15 protein-coding genes are annotated in these 15,663 nt (G+C 64.9%); 4 read left to right on the top strand and 11 right to left on the bottom strand.

The window, feature by feature from the left end; all coding sequences use genetic code 11:
• The first annotated feature begins 50 nt into the window (after positions 1-50).
• Positions 51-764, top strand: a complete 714-nt coding sequence (locus G513_RS0105340; protein ID WP_022975791.1) for a DUF2490 domain-containing protein — start codon at positions 51-53, stop codon at positions 762-764.
• Positions 765-787: 23 nt separating this feature from the next.
• On the opposite strand, the gene G513_RS21515 is transcribed toward G513_RS0105340, so the two are convergent.
• Positions 788-1,291, bottom strand: a complete 504-nt coding sequence (locus G513_RS21515; RefSeq protein ID WP_022975790.1) for a MerR family transcriptional regulator — start codon at positions 1,289-1,291, stop codon at positions 788-790.
• 91 nt (positions 1,292-1,382) lie between these two features.
• Between G513_RS21515 and G513_RS0105330 the strand changes: the two genes are divergently transcribed.
• On the top strand, positions 1,383-2,261 hold the full coding sequence (locus G513_RS0105330) for an oxidoreductase (RefSeq protein ID WP_211219601.1): 879 nt from the start codon (positions 1,383-1,385) through the stop codon (positions 2,259-2,261).
• Here G513_RS0105330 and G513_RS0105325 read toward each other — a convergent pair.
• From G513_RS0105325 to G513_RS25330, 8 genes are all read right to left on the bottom strand, one after another.
• Positions 2,248-5,172 (bottom strand): valine--tRNA ligase, encoded by a 2,925-nt coding sequence (locus G513_RS0105325; RefSeq protein ID WP_022975788.1) that lies wholly within the window; start codon positions 5,170-5,172, stop codon positions 2,248-2,250. The genes G513_RS0105330 and G513_RS0105325 overlap by 14 nt on opposite strands.
• Positions 5,173-5,283: 111 nt before the next feature.
• The gene (locus G513_RS0105320; protein WP_156891405.1) at positions 5,284-5,691 is read right to left on the bottom strand and encodes a hypothetical protein; all 408 of its coding nucleotides are present in this window, start codon (positions 5,689-5,691) and stop codon (positions 5,284-5,286) included.
• A gap of 7 nt (positions 5,692-5,698) precedes the next feature.
• A complete protein-coding gene (locus G513_RS0105315) occupies positions 5,699-6,133 on the bottom strand; it encodes a DNA polymerase III subunit chi (protein WP_022975786.1) in 435 nt (144 codons plus the stop codon).
• 170 nt (positions 6,134-6,303) lie between these two features.
• On the bottom strand, positions 6,304-7,728 hold the full coding sequence (locus tag G513_RS26200) for an OmpA family protein (RefSeq protein ID WP_022975785.1): 1,425 nt from the start codon (positions 7,726-7,728) through the stop codon (positions 6,304-6,306).
• Positions 7,729-7,924: 196 nt separating this feature from the next.
• On the bottom strand, positions 7,925-8,122 hold the full coding sequence (locus G513_RS0105305) for a CsbD family protein (protein WP_022975784.1): 198 nt from the start codon (positions 8,120-8,122) through the stop codon (positions 7,925-7,927).
• Between the two features lie 56 nt (positions 8,123-8,178).
• The gene (locus G513_RS0105300) at positions 8,179-8,685 is read right to left on the bottom strand and encodes a hypothetical protein (RefSeq protein WP_022975783.1); all 507 of its coding nucleotides are present in this window, start codon (positions 8,683-8,685) and stop codon (positions 8,179-8,181) included.
• 36 nt (positions 8,686-8,721) lie between these two features.
• A complete protein-coding gene (locus tag G513_RS21505) occupies positions 8,722-9,366 on the bottom strand; it encodes a BON domain-containing protein (RefSeq protein WP_022975782.1) in 645 nt (214 codons plus the stop codon).
• Positions 9,367-9,442: 76 nt separating this feature from the next.
• Positions 9,443-9,607, bottom strand: a complete 165-nt coding sequence (locus G513_RS25330; RefSeq protein ID WP_022975781.1) for a DUF1328 domain-containing protein — start codon at positions 9,605-9,607, stop codon at positions 9,443-9,445.
• A gap of 257 nt (positions 9,608-9,864) precedes the next feature.
• Here G513_RS25330 and G513_RS0105285 point away from each other — a divergent pair, with 257 nt between their 5' ends.
• Both G513_RS0105285 and G513_RS21500 read left to right on the top strand, forming a co-directional pair.
• Positions 9,865-11,217 carry a sigma-54-dependent transcriptional regulator gene (locus G513_RS0105285; protein ID WP_022975780.1) on the top strand — a complete coding sequence of 451 codons (1,353 nt, stop codon included), beginning with the start codon at positions 9,865-9,867 and terminating at the stop codon, positions 11,215-11,217.
• Between the two features lie 30 nt (positions 11,218-11,247).
• Positions 11,248-12,648 (top strand): sensor histidine kinase, encoded by a 1,401-nt coding sequence (locus G513_RS21500; RefSeq protein WP_022975779.1) that lies wholly within the window; start codon positions 11,248-11,250, stop codon positions 12,646-12,648.
• 4 nt (positions 12,649-12,652) lie between these two features.
• Here the strand turns inward: G513_RS21500 and G513_RS21495 are convergent, their stop codons facing one another.
• Both G513_RS21495 and G513_RS0105270 read right to left on the bottom strand, forming a co-directional pair.
• Complete coding sequence (locus G513_RS21495) at positions 12,653-14,101, bottom strand: amidase (RefSeq protein WP_022975778.1); 1,449 nt, start codon at positions 14,099-14,101, stop codon at positions 12,653-12,655.
• Positions 14,098-15,624: an Asp-tRNA(Asn)/Glu-tRNA(Gln) amidotransferase GatCAB subunit A gene (locus tag G513_RS0105270; RefSeq protein WP_022975777.1), complete on the bottom strand. Its 1,527-nt coding sequence runs from the start codon at positions 15,622-15,624 to the stop codon at positions 14,098-14,100. The genes G513_RS21495 and G513_RS0105270 overlap by 4 nt, the downstream gene beginning before the upstream one ends.
• Between the last annotated feature and the right edge of the window lie 39 nt (positions 15,625-15,663).

The raw sequence follows: 15,663 nt of genomic DNA, 5'->3' as shown, positions 1-15,663 counted from the left end.
ACGACGTTCGTTTTCGTACCATGCGCGGCCCGCTTCAGGGTCTGCCATTGATGTCGCTCATGCGCTCCCCGCTCTGCCTTGCGTTGCTGCTGGTCACTCTGCCGATGCTGGCTGCACGCGCCGAAAGCCCGATCATCCAGCAGACCGGCTGGGCGGCCTGGTTCAACAACGCCGCAATCAACGAGCACTTCGGGATCGTGTCCGACGTCCAGCTGCGCAGCAGGGACGAATGGGCCGGCCCGCGCAATCTGCTGATCCGTCCCGGTCTGTCCTGGTACGTGAAACCCGGCCAGACCCTGAGCGCCGGCTATGCGTACATCGGCACCTTCAATCGCGATGCGGAAGACGCCGTCGAGCATCGCATCTGGCAGCAGTGGGTCAGCAGCTATCGCATCGAGCGCCTGAGCGTAAGCCAGCGCTTCCGGCTCGAACAACGCTTCATTGGCCGGCCCGGTGCGCCGGATATCTACTCGGATCGCTTCCGCTGGTTCGCCCGCGCGCAGCTGCCACTGAGCGCCAGCAACGGAGCGTTCACGAAGGGCGCCTTTCTCGCTTTCCAGAACGAAGCGATGGTCAACCTCAGCGGCCGCGATGCGCTGAACGCGCCGCTGTTCGACCAGAACCGCGCCTACATCGCCTACGGCTGGCGCCTGAACAAGACCGCCGACATCGAGATCGGCTACCTGAACCAGTGGATCAACGGCAAGAACCGCGACACCGTGAATCACGTGCTGCAGGTGGCGCTGTACACCTTCTTCCGCTGAAGCCGCTCGCCAGAAACCGCGCCTCAGGACCGAACCGAACGACCCCGCCGCGTTTTTGATTCAGCGGTGGAACCTGCTGGCAAGCGCTCCGTGGGTTTCGCTGTCGAAATCGGCATGCAGGCGCTGCGCCTGCCACCGTCCTTCGGCTTGAGGAACGCAGGCGGCTCACCTTCCGCACCGGCTTCCAGCCATTCGAGCTTGGCCGCGAAATAGCGCCGCAGCCGCTTGAGCTTCGCCGCCTGCTCATCGACCTCGGCAAGACGTTCACGCATCAGCTCGGCCTTGCGCGCGAGCGTCATGCCGACGCGCTCGTACTCGTCGCTCAGCGTGCCGATCTCGCGCAGCGTGAAACCCAGCGACTGCGCTTCCCGGATCACCAGCGCGCGTTCGACCTGCTGGGCATCGAAACTCTGGTAGCGATTGGTGCCGCTGACGCCGACCTGAGGCGTCAACAGACCCCGCTTGATGTAGAAGCGGACGGTGTCGCGGCCCAAGCCCGTGGCCTTGGCGAATTCAGCGATCAGCATGGTGTCTGCCCTTCGCGCGGAAAGCGCTTGACTGTGTACCAAGGTCCACACCTTAGGATGCCGTCATCGATTCCACAAGAGAGACACAGAGATGAATATCGCAATGAAGAAAGTGGCACTGGTAACCGGCGCATCCTCGGGCATCGGCGAAGCAACGGCGCGCAAGCTGCTCGACGCCGGGTATCGCGTTTACGCCGGCGCGCGTCGAGTGGCGCGGATGCAACCGCTGGCCACCGCCGGGGCGACCCTGCTGGAACTCGATGTCACCGACGATGCTTCGATGCTCGCCGCGATCGAGACGATCAAACGCGAGACCGGCCGGCTCGATGCGCTGGTCAACAACGCCGGCTATGGCTCCTATGGCTCGCTGGAAGATGTGCCACTGGAGGAAGGCCGCCGCCAGTTCGAGGTCAATGTCTTCGGGCTTGCGCGGCTCACCCAGCTGGCGCTGCCGATGATGCGGGCGCAAGGCAGCGGCCGGATCGTCAACGTCACCTCGATCGGCGGCAAGATCGGCGAACCCTTCGGCAGCTGGTACCACGCCACCAAGTTCGCGGTGGAAGGCATGAGCGATTCGCTGCGGATGGAGTTGCATCCGTTCGGCATCGACGTGATCGTCATCGAGCCGGGTGCGATCAAGACCGAGTGGAACGGCATCGCCCGCGAAGGGCTGCTGAAGTACTCCGGCGAAACTGCTTATCGCGCCGGTGCACGGCAGCACGTCAACATGCTGGCCAACGCCGATCAGGGCAGCATGCCGTCCGAGCCGGAAGTGGTGGCGGCCACGATCGTCAAGTCGATCCTCGCCGCGCGGCCGAAGACGCGCTACGCGACCGGCGGCGGCGCAAGAACCGTGCTGTTCCTGCGCCGCCTGCTCAGCGATCGGGGCTTCGATGGCCTGATGCGGATGTTCTCGAAGCAGGCGCAGAAGCTGCCGCGCCCCGCGGAAGAACTCCTCAAAGCGCGCTGATCAGCGCCTCCTGCTCGGTCAGGGTCGCCAGCTCCGCCTTCTGCTGAGCGACTCTCGCCCGTTCCTTGTCGATCACCGCGGCCGGTGCGCCGTTGACGAACTTGTCGCTGGATAGCCGCGCCTCGTTCATCTTCAGATCGTTCTCGAGCTTGGCCTTCAGCTTGGCCAGGCGCGCGAGTTCCGCGGCCTTGTCGATCAGCCCGGCCATCGGCACCAGAATCTTCATGCTGCCGAGCAGTGCGGTGGCCGACTGCGGCGCTTCATCGGCCGCGCTCAGCACACGGATCGATTCCAGACGCGCCAGGAAGCTGACCGAATTCTGGAAACGCGCGATGCGTTCGGCATCGGCCGCGCTGGCGTTCTGGATCAGCACCGGCACCGGCTTGCCCGGCGGGATGTCCATCTCGCCTCGAATCTGACGGACACCGAGCATGAAGCCCTTGAGCCATTCGACATCGGCCTCGGCGGCTTCGTCGATGCGTTCCGGATTGGCGATTGGATACGGCTCCAACATGATGGTTTTGCCGGTCTTGCCCGCGAGCGGCGCAACCTTCTGCCAGATCTCTTCGGTGATGAACGGCATGATCGGATGCAGCAGCCGCAGCCAGACTTCGAGCACCCGCACCAAGGTGCGGCGAGCGCCACGCTTGGCCAGTTCGTCGCTGCCCTGCATCACCGGCTTGGTCAGCTCCAGGTACCAGTCGCAGTACTCGTTCCAGATGAACTGGTAGAGGCTCGCGGCGAGCAGATCGAAGCGATAGGCCTCGAAGTGCGCAGCAGCTTCGGCTTCGAGTTTCTGCAGCCTGGAGATGATCCAGCGGTCGGCGGTGGACAGCGTCACTTCGCCATCGAGCGAGACGGCGGCAGTCGCCTCGCCAGTCTCGGCATCCAGCGCGCCGACATTGATCAGCACGAAGCGCGAAGCGTTCCAGATCTTGTTGCAGAAGTTGCGATATCCCTCGGCGCGCGCGGCGTCGAAGCGCACATCGCGGCCATTGGTCGCGAGCGCGGCGAAGGTGAAGCGCAGCGCATCGACGCCCACGGCTTCGATGCCCTTCGGATAGTCCTTGCGGGTCTTCGATTCGATCTTCGGCGCCGTCGCCGGATTCATCAGGCCGGTGGTGCGCTTGGCGATCAGCGCATCGAGCGTGATGCCATCGACGACGTCGAGCGGATCGAGGACATTGCCCTTCGACTTCGACATCTTGTTGCCTTCCGGATCGCGCACCAGACCGGTGATGAACACGTCCTTGAACGGCACGTCCTGCTGGAAGTACTGGCCCATCATCACCATCCGGGCGACCCAGAAAAAGATGATGTCGAAGCCGGTGACCAGCACGCTGCTCGGGTAGTACCTCTTCAGCGCGTCGGTGTTCTCGGGCCAGCCGAGGGTCGCCATCGGCCAGATGTCGGACGAGAACCAGGTGTCGAACACGTCATCGTCCTGTTTCAGCGGAACGCTCGCCGCTACACCGTGCTTAGCGCGCACTTCGGCTTCATCGCGGCCGACGTAGACCTGGCCTGCGTCGTCATACCAGGCCGGAATGCGATGGCCCCACCACAGCTGGCGCGAGATGCACCAGTCCTGGATGTTGTTCAGCCAATGGAAGTACGTGGTCTTCCAGTTGTCCGGCACGAAGCGGATGCGGCCGGACTCCACCGCATCGATCGCCGGCTTGGTGATCGCCAGCAAGCCGCCGTTGCCGGGCTGGCCGTCATGGCGCGTTTCGCGGGTCAGATCGACGAACCACTGATCGGTGAGATACGGCTCCAGTACCGCGCCGCTGCGATCGCCGCGCGGCACTTTCAGCTTGTGGTCGACGATCTTGTCGACCAGGCCGCGCGGGTAGACCGGCTTGCCTTCTTCGGTGCTGGTGATCGGCGCGGAGGCGGTGTTGTTGGAGAGTGCTTCGAGATCGGCGACGACCTTCTTGCGAGCCACCACACGGTCGAGGCCGCGATACGGCTCGGGCACGTCATCGTTGATCGACGCCGCCTTGGTCAGCACATTGATCAAGGGCAGCTTGTGCCGCTGCCCCAGCGCGTAATCGTTGAAATCATGCGCCGGCGTGATCTTCACGCAGCCGGTGCCGAACGCCGGGTCGACATAGTCATCGGCGACGATCGGAATCTCGCGGTTGCACAGCGGCAGCATCACGGTCTTGCCGACCAGATGCTTGTAGCGCTCGTCTTCCGGATGCACGGCCACGGCGGTATCGCCGAGCATCGTCTCGGGACGCGTGGTCGCGACGACGATGTAGTTCAGCGTTTCACCTTCGGCGTTGACGTAAGTCGCGCCGTTGGCGAGCGGATAGCGGAAGTGCCAGAGCTTGCCGTTCTCTTCTTCCTGCACCACTTCGAGATCGGAGATCGCGGTCTGCAACACCGGGTCCCAGTTGACCAGGCGCTTGCCGCGATAGATCAGGCCGTCGTTATGCAGACGCACGAAGTGCTCGACCACGGCCTTCGAGTACGCCGGGTCCATCGTGAAGGCTTCGCGGCTCCAGTCGACGCTGGAACCCATGCGGCGGATCTGCTGGCTGATGGTGCCGGCGGAGAACTTCTTCCACTCCCAGACCTTGTCGAGAAACTTCTCGCGGCCGAGTTCGGCGCGGGAAGGCTCACCGGCCAATTTCAGATTGCGCTCGACGACCATCTGCGTGGCGATGCCGGCGTGATCGGTGCCCGGCTGCCAGAGCGTGTCGAAGCCAGCCATGCGGTGATAGCGAGTCAGCGCGTCCATCACCGTGTGCTGGAACGCGTGGCCCATATGCAGGGTGCCGGTGACGTTCGGCGGCGGGATCATGATCGAGTACGGCTTGCCGCTGCCGCTCGGCTGATAGCAGCCATCGGCTTCCCAGGTCTGGCACCACTGGGCTTCCACGCGGCTGGGGTCGAACGTCTTGTCCATGTCAGGGTCGTCGGGTCTTCGGTGCCGGCTGCGTGAGCCGCAGCGGCGCTTTGTTATCGGTAAACGGGAGCGGGATTGTACGGCGTGCGGCGCGCCGGTCCGAACCAGCGGCTACTTGAACCGCGTCGCCGGCGGCGGCGATGCCGGTTGGCAAGACGGACCCCGGGTGACTTCGATGCCGGCGACGGTGCCGTCGCGGTCGATCACGGTGACCTGGTCGCGGTTCTCGCAGGCGAAGCTGATCGTGTTCGGGCGCTGTTCGCAGAACAGGAAGCGTTCGCTGCTGTGCTCGGCGCCGCTTTCGTCGGTGTAGTTGCCGGTGCGGCGGCTGCAGGCGAAGCCGAGGCCGGACAGCTTCGACTGGGCTTGGGCGATGTCCATGCCATAGGGCAGCGCATCACGAACCGCCTGGCGCTTGGCCGGCGATGGCGTGGTGCTGAACAGGCTGCAGGCCGGCAGCAGCAGCGCAAGGCTGATCGGCACGGCGCAGCGGGATACCGCCTTCAGGATTCGTGACATGGCGGTCTCAGAGATTGTGGGTAGCCAGTTCGTAGCCGCGATCGCGGTAGAACTTGTAGCGCTCGCGCGACTTGGTGCGCGCGGACGGATCGGCGTCGACGATTTCCAGCACCCGCTCGAAGCGGCTGAAGAAATCGGGCACGTCGAGACCGAGGTTGATCATCACGCCGTCGTAGCTGGCCGGCGGTTCACTGGCGCCGATCAGCACGGCCGGCAGCGGCTCTTCCAAGCTGGAGCCAAGGCGTTCATGAGCGATGAAGCCACCCTGCCGAAAACTCCACAGCGCGGTGTCCAGCGCTTCGGCCGTGGCGGCGTCGGGCACATAGGCGTAGACGCGCTTGCCGCCGGCGGTGGCCTTGTCGCAGAGCTTGCAGGCGGTCAGCACGTGGCTGGTCGCAGCGGCGAAGTCGTCGGACAGGATGTAGAAGTCGATGCGGGTCACGGGGCGAGTCGCGGGCTGGGGTCGGCAGGGGCGCGCAAAGGATACCGGTTCGCCCCGCCCGGTCGGCCCGCCCGGCGATGCGTCGGCCAAAAAAATGGGCGACCCGTTGCCGGATCGCCCAATGCGGAGCCTGAAATACGGCGCAGTGACCGCGCCGGATGGGTCGGGCTTTAGTTGATGATCTTCATCTCGACGCGACGGTTGTCGGCGCGGCCGGTTTCGTCGTCGTTGCTGGCCACCGGGTTGGATTCGCCGTAACCGTGGGCGCTGAGCACGCTGGCCGACACACCGCGGCTGACCAGGTAGGTGCGAACCGACTGGGCACGCGCCTCCGACAGCTTCAGGTTCTGGGCATCGGAACCGACGCTATCGGTGTAGCCGGCGATCTCGATCTGGAACCCCGGCGAGTCGATGATCGTCTTGGCGACGGTATCGAGCACGGTCTTCGAATCGTTGGTCAGCAGCGACTTGGCGAACGCGAAGTGGACGTTCTTCAGGATCAGCGACTGGTTGACCGCACAGCCATTGGCCGTGACCTTCTTGCCAGGCGGCGTGTTCGGGCACTGGTCGATGCCGTCGGCAACACCGTCACCATCGGTATCGGCGATGGCCGGAGCCGGCGGTGCAATGGTGCAGCCCTTGGCGTCGACATCGGTGCCAGGCGGCGTGTTCGGGCACTGGTCGGCGTAATCCGGAACGCGGTCGCCATCGCTGTCGATCGGGCAACCCTTGGCGTCGACCGTGGCGCCGGCCGGCGTGTTCGGGCACACGTCGAGCTTGTCGTTGACGCCATCCTTGTCGGCATCGAGCGCGCAACCCGTGCTGTCGACCGGCGTGCCGGGTGCCGTGTTCGGGCAGACGTCACGCTTGTCCGGCACGCCGTCGCCGTCGAGATCGGACGGCTTCTGCTCGGCCAGTACGTAGCGCACCGACAGCAAGGCCGACTGACCGTTGAAGCCTGAGTTCACCCGTCCGCCACCCGCACCCGGGTTGGCTTCGAAGTAACCCTTTTCGGTGCCGACGTAGCGGTAGTCGACCGAAGCAGTCAAACGCCGCGACAGATCGAAGCCGATACCGGCGCCGCCCTGATAGGCGAACACGGTGTCATGGTCGTTGACCAGTTCCTGGCCGGCGCTGCCGACATTTTCCAGCCACAGCTGCGAAACACCGCCGCCGACGCCGATGTACGGATGCACGGTCTTGAACAGGCCACTGTCGCTCTTCAGGTCGTACCAGAGGTTCGCGAAGGCGCTGCGGGTGTCCTTGCGGCCATCGCCTTCAGCCGATGACGCGGAGTCGAAGATCCGCTTGTAGCGGTCCTGGCGATAGGCCAGTTCCACTTCAGGACGGAAACCGTTGGAGAACGCATAACCGCTGGTCACACCGCCGACCCAGCCGTTGTCGTACTTGGACGCGAACGGTGACTGGCCACCCAGCAGGCCACCGAAGCTCTGGGTGTCGTTGGACTGGCGCTGCCAGTTCGAGCCTCCTTCCAGGCCCAGATACCAGCCGTCTCCGGCAACGGCGCCACCTGCGAACGATGCGAGAACGGCGGCGGTGAACGTGCTGCGCAGAGCACGGTGATTGACTTGCATGACAGCTCCTTGCCCTCTCAGGCACTAGGTATTGGAGTTGAAACAGGGTTAGTGATGCGGGGGTGCTGCTGCGGCCGTTCGGCCTGCAGCCCGGTGACGACACGGCCGGGGGGAACCGTGCCGTCACCGGCTTGGGCTGACCGGGGGGATCAGCCGTGAAGGCTCCGGGGGAAGCCCTCAGTTCGGGGGTGGCAGATCAGTTCGCGTCTTCCAGTTCCTTGATCTGCTGCTCGGCCTTTTCCTTGGTCAAGCCATACTTTTCCTGGAGCTTGCCGACGAGCACGTCGCGCTTGCCGTTGACCAGGGATGCATCGTCATCCGTCAATTCGCCCCACTTGGCCTTGATGTTGCCAGTGAGCTGCTTGAGCTTTCCTTTGATGATGTCTTCGTTCATGTGAATCTCCTTTTCGACTCGGGGTGTTTTTATGTGTGGTGTACGCAGCGCTGATATCAGCGCTTGACTCTCAGCTGCCAGACCGGCGTCCTTACCGGTATCAATGCAGCTCGATCAGGTGACACATGCAACCGGCGCAACTCCGCATGGCAGACCTCGACCTGCGGCACATACCGCTTCAAGGCCTGTCGCAACGTCAGTGACGGCTTGCTGGCCAGCAACTGCTCGCAGCGATGCAGCAAGCGATCTTCGGCGGCTACCAACGCGGCGACATCCGCCGAGTTGGCCATCGAATCCCCGGCAAGCTGCTGCCCGGCATTCATCGCCAGCCAGCGGCGATACAGCCTCGCGGTCCTGCGGGTATCGATGACCACGGTCAGATTGACAGTGGCCGCATTCAGCTCCTGCGCCAGCTGCCCGGCCAGCTCGGCTTTCGCCGTGGCCAGCCGAGCGAATACGGTCGCAACTGCCGGAACCGCCGTGCAGGCCAGCACTTCGCAATGACCGCGCACCGCGAGCAGCTGACGATGCAGCGCTGCCAGCTGGTCGAAGGTGCGGGTCATGACAAGAGAGCCTGTTCGGGCGATCGGGCTATGGCTTTAGCGGCTGGCAACCTTCAGCGCGTCGGCGTCGACCTTCTTCACGCCGCCGGTGCCGCTGGCGATGGCGATGGCGTTCTCACGCTCGCGCTTGCTGGCAACTTCGCCGCTCAGGGTGACCTTGCCGTCCTGGGTGGTGACGTTGATGGCGGTGCCTTTGGTCGACTCGTCGGCGATCAGCGCAGCCTTCAGCTTGGTGGTGATCACCGTGTCGCTGATCGCTTCGCCGGCATCGCTGGCAACGCCTTCGGCATTCTTGGCGATCGTATCGAGTGCGGTCGGCGCCGCGATGCGGTTGTCGACGCCCTTCACGTCCGGCGTGGCGCGGGCCAGTTCTTCGGCGGCGTTCTTGGCATCGCTGCCCTTGGCCGTGCCGCTCAGGGTGACAATGCCATTGTTGGTTTCAACCGAAATATCCGACTCGGAAACCCGGGCGTCGCTGCCGAGACGGCCCTTCACCGATGCGGTGATCGCGGTATCGGAGATTGCCTTGCCCAGCGTGGCGCTTTCCTTCGGCGCATCGGCGGCGGCGCTATCGGACACCTGGCCCGGCGGCACCGACTTGCCGCAGGCGGCGAGACCGAAAGTGACGACGACGGCGGCGAGAATCAGCGGGTTCGAGTTGTTGCGGATATTGAAGTTCATGAGTGTTTTCCTTGAAGTGAAATTTTTTTGGAAACGTTTTGAGGGAAGGGTTTGAAGCGTTTGCAGCGTCAAGACATCAAAGCTTTGCGCGACGGCCGAAGATCAACGAGACGATGGCCAGCACGATGAAAACCAGGAACAGCACTTTCGCGATGCCGACCGCAGTACCGGCAATACCGGAGAAACCGAGCAAGGCCGCAATCAGTGCGATGACAAAGAAAACGACGGCGTAATGCAGCATGAGAAAACTCCGGTGCGATCTGTCTGGATCAGGTCCGCCTTCTTGCGGCAGGCCCGGCACACCGCCAACCGGCGTGCTGTGCCTAATACATCTCATGCTTCGTGCCAGAAATTTATCTTTGGTTTTTCAAATACTTGCATTAATGCACCGTGCTATGGTCCGGGCAAGTTGCAAGATGTCGTCGTTCCAACCGTGCAAAATGCAAGAAATACCTTCTTACATTTCCGGCCTCACCACGCACATGGAGAACTGCCGTTTTGGCTGACAAGACCGGGGGCCGCGTGCTCGTCGTCGATGACGAAGCAGCCCTGCTGAAGACCTTCCGCTACTGCCTTGAGGATGACGGTCACACCGTCGCCACGGCGGCCAGCGGCGAACAGGCGATGGCGCTGATCCGCAGCCGTGTCTTCGATGTCTGCTTCCTCGACCTCAACCTCGGTGACAGCAATGCGCTGGAGCTGTTGCCGGCCATCCGGATCGCCGCACCGTGGTTGCGGGTGGTCATCGTCACCGCACACTCCTCGGTCGATACCGCCGTGCAGGCGATGCGCGCCGGCGCCACCGATTACCTGGTCAAGCCCTGCTCGCCCGAGCAGTTGCGGATAGCCGCTGCTACTCACCTGCATGCGCGAAGGCTCGATCTGCGCCTGGAAGAGCTGGAACGTGAGACCGGCCGCCGCAGCGGTGGCGACGCGCAACTCGAAAGCCGCTCGCCGTCGATGGCTGCCCTGCTGGATACCGCACGCCAGGTTGCCGAAAGCGAGGCGAGCATCCTGGTGCTTGGCGAAAGTGGTACCGGCAAGGGTGTGATCGCGAAGGCGATCCACCGCTGGAGCGGCCGCCAGGCGGCACCGTTCGTGACCATCAACAGCCCGGGGCTATCCGCGGAGCTGTTCGAGAGCGAACTGTTCGGCCATCGCAAGGGCGCGTTCACCGGTGCCATTGCCAACTCGCCGGGGCGCGTGTCACAGGCCGACGGCGGCACCTTGTTTCTCGACGAGATCGGCGAAGTGCCGCTGGCCCTGCAGCCGAAGCTGCTGCGCTTCCTGCAGGACAAGCAATACGAAAGCATCGGCGATCCGGTGACCCGCCAGGCCGATGTGCGCCTGGTCGCCGCGACCAATCGCGATCTCAACGCCATGGTCCGCGCCGGGACCTTCCGCGAGGATCTGCTCTACCGGCTCGATGTCATCCGCATTCATCTGCCGCCGCTGCGTGACCGCATCGAAGACCTGCCGCAACTGGCACACGGTTTCCTCGACGAGTTCATCCGCATTCATCGCGGCCGTGCCCGCGGCTTCAGCGAGGCGGCGCTGGCTGCCCTCGCCGCCCATCGCTGGCCCGGCAACATCCGCGAGCTGCGCAACGTCGTCGAACGGGCCAGCATCCTCTGTCGCGGCGAGCAGATCGAACCGCGCGATCTCGCGCTTGGCGATGCCGGCGGCAGCGCGCCGGCAACACGCTCGACACAGGGCCTGAGCCTGCAGGCCCTGGAACGCGAGCACATCCTCAGCGTGCTCGGTTCCGCGGAGACGCTGGAAGTCGCCGCCAAGACCCTCGGCATCGACGCCTCGACCCTGTACCGCAAGCGCAAGCAGTACGGCATCTGATCCGCCGCCTGCCCCAGCAATCGAATCGCCATGAGAATCCTGCATCGCCTGCTGCTCAGCTACGCGGCCCTGGTCATCATCGCTTTCGCCGGCGGCGCCTTGCTGGCGCTGGCCTGGGCAAAATCCGGCACCGGCGCCTGGTACGAGATCGGCGCGCTCGGCATCGGCGGCATCGTCATCAGCGTGCTGGGCATCCGCTTCGGCATCGTCCAGGCGCGGGCCACCAGCGCGCCGCTGCAGAAGATCGCCGCCGCGACCAAGGCCGTGGCCGATGGCCGCTTCGATGTCCGCATCGAACGCTCCAGCCTCGTCGAAGCGAACGCGCTGGCCGACCACTTCAACGAGATGGCCACCGCACTCGAGGCCTACAACTCGACCAGCATCGATCGCCTGCTGGCCGAGCAGCGCCGCAACGATGTGGTGCTCGGCTCGATCGACGATGGTCTGATCATCATCGACGAACGCGCCCAGATCGAACGCCTGAACCCGATCGCCGCGCGCCAACTTGGCACCACGATGGAACTGGCGATCGGCCGCACGCTGGACGAACTGCTCAGCGGCGAACGCTTCGACCAGCGCATTGCCGACGACATCGCCAACCAGACCTTGTCTCAGGACGACGAGCCGGACCTGACCATCGGCGAAGGCCTGATGCAGCGCATCCTGGCGATCGCGCTGACGCCGTTCACCGACGAAACCCGGCCGGGCCTGGTGATGCTGCTGCGCGACGTCACCGAGGAACGCGAGCAGGAAAAGCTGCGCATGGATTTCCTGCTGCGCGCTTCGCACGAACTGCGCACGCCGGTCTCCGGCCTGCGCATGGCGATGGACCTGCTCGCCGAGCGCACCGCGTTCGCGCCGGACACGCGCGAGGCGGATCTGTTCGAGACCGTGCACACCGAGACCAAGCGCCTCGCCGATCTGGTCGGCGATCTGCTCGATGTCTCGCGCCTGAGCCATGCCGATACACCGCTGAAGCTCGAAGCGGTGCAGCTCGCGCAACTGGCCGAAGATGCCGTTGCCCGCTTCGAGCCGATGGCGCTGGAACGCCGCCTGAGCATCGTCGCGAAGGTTGCCGCCGGACTGCCGGAGCTGCAGCTCGATGCCTCGCAGTTCTCGCGGGTGCTCGACAACCTGGTCGGCAACGCGATCCGTCACACGCCGCCCGGTGGCGAAGTCGGCATCAACGTCGTCGCTGGCCCGGACGCGATCCGCATCGAAGTCCGCGACAGCGGCGAAGGCATGACCCGCCGCCAGCTCGCCCGCGTCTTCGAGCCGTTCGTGCAGTTCGGCCGCAACACCGGCGGCGCCGGCCTCGGCCTGACCCTGTCACGCGAGATCGTCGAGCGTCACGGCGGCCGCATCGAGGTCGCCTCGCAGCGCGGCCAGGGTGCCCGGTTCATCGTCAATCTGCCCTGGCCAAGCGCCTGATCGATCAGACCGTCAGCGCCGGCACCAGCGTGTCCGGCGTCAGCTTCGGCTTCTGCCGATACCAGCGCGTCTCGCGTTCGTAAGCCTGGGCGAGTGCCAGGATCTTGCCCTCCGAGAAACGCGGACCGGCGATCATCAGGCCGATCGGCAGACCGTCGCTGCTGAAGCCGCAGGGAATCGAGATCGCCGGCAGGCCGGTGGCGTTGAACACGCTGCAGTTCGACAGCGCCGACGGATCGCCCGGCTTCGGTTCGCGAATGCGCTTGAACATGTCGTTGAGCACCGGCTGCATCTTGCGCATGGTCGGCATCACCACCAGATCGAAGTCGGTGAAGCTGTCGTCGATGGTCCGGCGCAGCAGATCGAGCTTCCACTTGGTGCGGATGTAGTCCGGCGCTTTCGGCTCGTCCTTCGCAGCTCCTTCGAGGCGCCGGCGGCTGGCCAGCTGGTACTTGCCCGGCGAATCCCTGAAGGTTTCCTCGTGCCAGGCCCAGGTCTCGCCTGAGTAGCCGAGGGCGCCGATGCTCAGATCGCCCGTGCTCGGCAGACTCACGTCCTTGATGCCCGCGGTGATGCGGGCCAGCACGGCGATGGCGATCTCGCAGACGCGCAGGATTTCCGGGTGCGTGCCTTCCTTGAAACCGAGCGGCGCGCCGAGGCGGAAGCCCGACACCGGCTGCTTCAGCGCGGCCACATAGTCCTCGCGCTTGTGCTCGACGCTGGTGATGTCGCCACGGTCGTAGCCGACCAGCGCGTTGAGCATGATCGCGTTGTCCTCGACGGTGCGGGTCATCGGCCCGCAGTGATCGAGGCACAGGGTCAGCGGCGCGATGCCGCGGATCGGCACCAGGCCAAAAGTCGGCTTCAAACCGACCAGGCTGCAGTAGGCGGCCGGATGGCGAATCGAACCCGCCGTATCGGTGCCGAGTGCGCCGTAGCAAAGATCGGCAGCGACAGCAGCGCCGGAGCCGGAACTGGAACCACCGGTGTTCAGGTTCAGCGCCCAGGGATTGCGCGCCGCACCCCAGAACGAGGCTTCACCGGCACCCATCGCGAACTCGTGCAGATTGGTCTTGCCGATGATCACCGCACCGGCCTGCTTCAGCCGCGTGGCGACCGGCGCATCGGCAGGCGGCACCCGGTCTTCCCAGAGCGCGCTGGCAGCCGTGGTGCGGGTGCTGGCGGTGTCGATGTTGTCCTTCAGCGCAATCGGCACGCCATGCAGCGGGCCTCTGAGCTTGCCGGCTTTCTGCTCGGCATCGAGCTGATCGGCCTGGGCCAGCGCCTTGTCCTTCATCACGGTGATGAAGGCATCGAGCATCGGGTCGTAGACCGCGATGCGTGCCAGGCAGGCTTCGGTCAGTTGCCGCGAAGTGACTTCGCCGCTGCGCAGCTTGGCGGCGGCTTCGGCGATCGACAGCGCCGCGAGTGCATCCTGTTTGCTCGTGCTCATGCGCCTTTCACCACGGCCGGCACCACCATCTTCGGCGACAGCGCGGGCTTGCGCAGATGCCATTGCGTGGCCTGCTCGTAAGCCTGGGCCAGCGCCAGCACCTTGCCTTCGGAGAACTTCGGCCCGGAGATCATCAGGCCGATCGGCAGGCCGCTCTTGCTGAAGCCGCAGGGCAGCGAGATCGAAGGCAGGCCGAAGATGTTGAACGGCGAGCAGTTCGAAGTGACCAGCGGATTGCTCGGCGTGGTGCTGTAGGCGCGGGTGATCAGATCGTCGAGCTTCGGCGCGACGATCCGCTGGGTTGGGCAGACGACCAGATCGAAGCCGTTGAACGAGTCGTCGATGGTCCGGCGCAGCAGTTCCAGATCCCACTTGGCACGCACGTAGTCGGCGGCTTTCGGCGGTGCGGCCAGCGCGGCTTCGAGGCGACGACGTTCGGGCAGCATGTACTTGGCTGCCGAGCTCTTCACGTACTGCTCGTGATAAGCCATGTACTCACCCAGCGCGCCGAGGCTGGGCCGTGAAGTGATCGACGGCAGATTGGCTTCCTTGCTGCCCTTGGTCAGCTTGTTGAGCACCGCCACGGCTTCGTCGACGGCCTTGGCGACATCCGGTTCCAGGCCATCGAAATAGCTCGGCGGCAGGCCGATGCGGAAGCCCGATACGGGCTGGCTCAAGGCAGCGACGTAGTCTTCGCGGGCATGTTCGGCGCTGGTGATGTCGAACTTGTCGTAGCCGGCCATGCTGTTCAGCATCAGCGCGCAATCGGCCACCGTGCGTGCCATCGGCCCGCAGTGATCGAGCGACAGCACCAGCGGCAGGATGCCGCGGATCGGCACCAGGCCATAGGTGGGCTTCAGGCCGACGATGCCGCAGTACGAGGCCGGCATGCGCACCGAGCCGCCGGTGTCGGTGCCGAGCGCGCCGTAGCTCAAAAACGCCGCCAGCGCGGCACCGGAGCCGGACGAGGAGCCACCGGTGTTGTGGGCCAGATTCCAGGGATTGCGCGCCGGCCCGTAGTACGAGGTCTCGCCGCCGCCCATGGCGAATTCCTGCAGGTTGGTCTTGCCGATGACGATCGCGCCAGCGGCCATCAGGCTGGCAACCACCGGCGCATCGACGCCGGGCACGCGATCCTCGAACAGCGCGCTGCCACCGGTGGTCAGCGTTCCGGCGGTGTCGATGTTGTCCTTGATCGCGATCGGCACGCCATGCAGCGGGCCGCGGAACTTGCCGGCCTTCTGCTCGGCATCGAGCGCGGCGGCCTGGGCCAGCGCCTTGTCCTTCATCACGGTGATGAAGGCATCGAGCTTGGGATCGTAGATGTCGATGCGCGAAAGGCAGGCCTGCACCGCCTGGGTCGCCGTGGCCTTGCCGGCGCGGATCGCGGCGGCGACGCTGGTCAGGCTCAGGCTGGTCAGCTCGCTGGAATCAGCGGCCAGTGCCGAACCGAAGGGACTCAAGGCGGCGGACGCCGCAGCCCCGCCCAGCAGCGTGTTGAACTCGCGTCTTGTCAGCGCCATCCGGCCATCCTCGCAAGGGCTGGCCGCGTCGCAGCCGAT

Origin of the sequence: Nevskia ramosa DSM 11499 (genome assembly GCF_000420645.1) — a bacterium.
Lineage (GTDB): Bacteria > Pseudomonadota > Gammaproteobacteria > Nevskiales > Nevskiaceae > Nevskia > Nevskia ramosa.
The sequence above is the reverse complement of the archived record's forward strand: the minus strand, read 5'-3'. Positions and strand labels throughout refer to the sequence as shown.

What these genes read in the sequence shown, in the direction of transcription:
- G513_RS0105305 (WP_022975784.1), bottom strand. Translation starts at nt 8,122, where the DNA reads ATGAACGAAGACATCATCAAAGGAAAGCTCAAGCAGCTCACTGGCAAC.
- G513_RS25330 (WP_022975781.1), bottom strand. Translation starts at nt 9,607, where the DNA reads ATGCTGCATTACGCCGTCGTTTTCTTTGTCATCGCACTGATTGCGGCC.
- G513_RS0105330 (WP_211219601.1), top strand. Translation starts at nt 1,383, where the DNA reads ATGAATATCGCAATGAAGAAAGTGGCACTGGTAACCGGCGCATCCTCG.
- G513_RS21495 (WP_022975778.1), bottom strand. Translation starts at nt 14,101, where the DNA reads ATGAGCACGAGCAAACAGGATGCACTCGCGGCGCTGTCGATCGCCGAA.
- G513_RS26200 (WP_022975785.1), bottom strand. Translation starts at nt 7,728, where the DNA reads ATGCAAGTCAATCACCGTGCTCTGCGCAGCACGTTCACCGCCGCCGTT.
- G513_RS0105320 (WP_156891405.1), bottom strand. Translation starts at nt 5,691, where the DNA reads ATGTCACGAATCCTGAAGGCGGTATCCCGCTGCGCCGTGCCGATCAGC.
- G513_RS0105270 (WP_022975777.1), bottom strand. Translation starts at nt 15,624, where the DNA reads ATGGCGCTGACAAGACGCGAGTTCAACACGCTGCTGGGCGGGGCTGCG.
- G513_RS0105300 (WP_022975783.1), bottom strand. Translation starts at nt 8,685, where the DNA reads ATGACCCGCACCTTCGACCAGCTGGCAGCGCTGCATCGTCAGCTGCTC.
- G513_RS0105340 (WP_022975791.1), top strand. Translation starts at nt 51, where the DNA reads ATGTCGCTCATGCGCTCCCCGCTCTGCCTTGCGTTGCTGCTGGTCACT.
- G513_RS21505 (WP_022975782.1), bottom strand. Translation starts at nt 9,366, where the DNA reads ATGAACTTCAATATCCGCAACAACTCGAACCCGCTGATTCTCGCCGCC.
- G513_RS21500 (WP_022975779.1), top strand. Translation starts at nt 11,248, where the DNA reads ATGAGAATCCTGCATCGCCTGCTGCTCAGCTACGCGGCCCTGGTCATC.
- G513_RS21515 (WP_022975790.1), bottom strand. Translation starts at nt 1,291, where the DNA reads ATGCTGATCGCTGAATTCGCCAAGGCCACGGGCTTGGGCCGCGACACC.
- G513_RS0105325 (WP_022975788.1), bottom strand. Translation starts at nt 5,172, where the DNA reads ATGGACAAGACGTTCGACCCCAGCCGCGTGGAAGCCCAGTGGTGCCAG.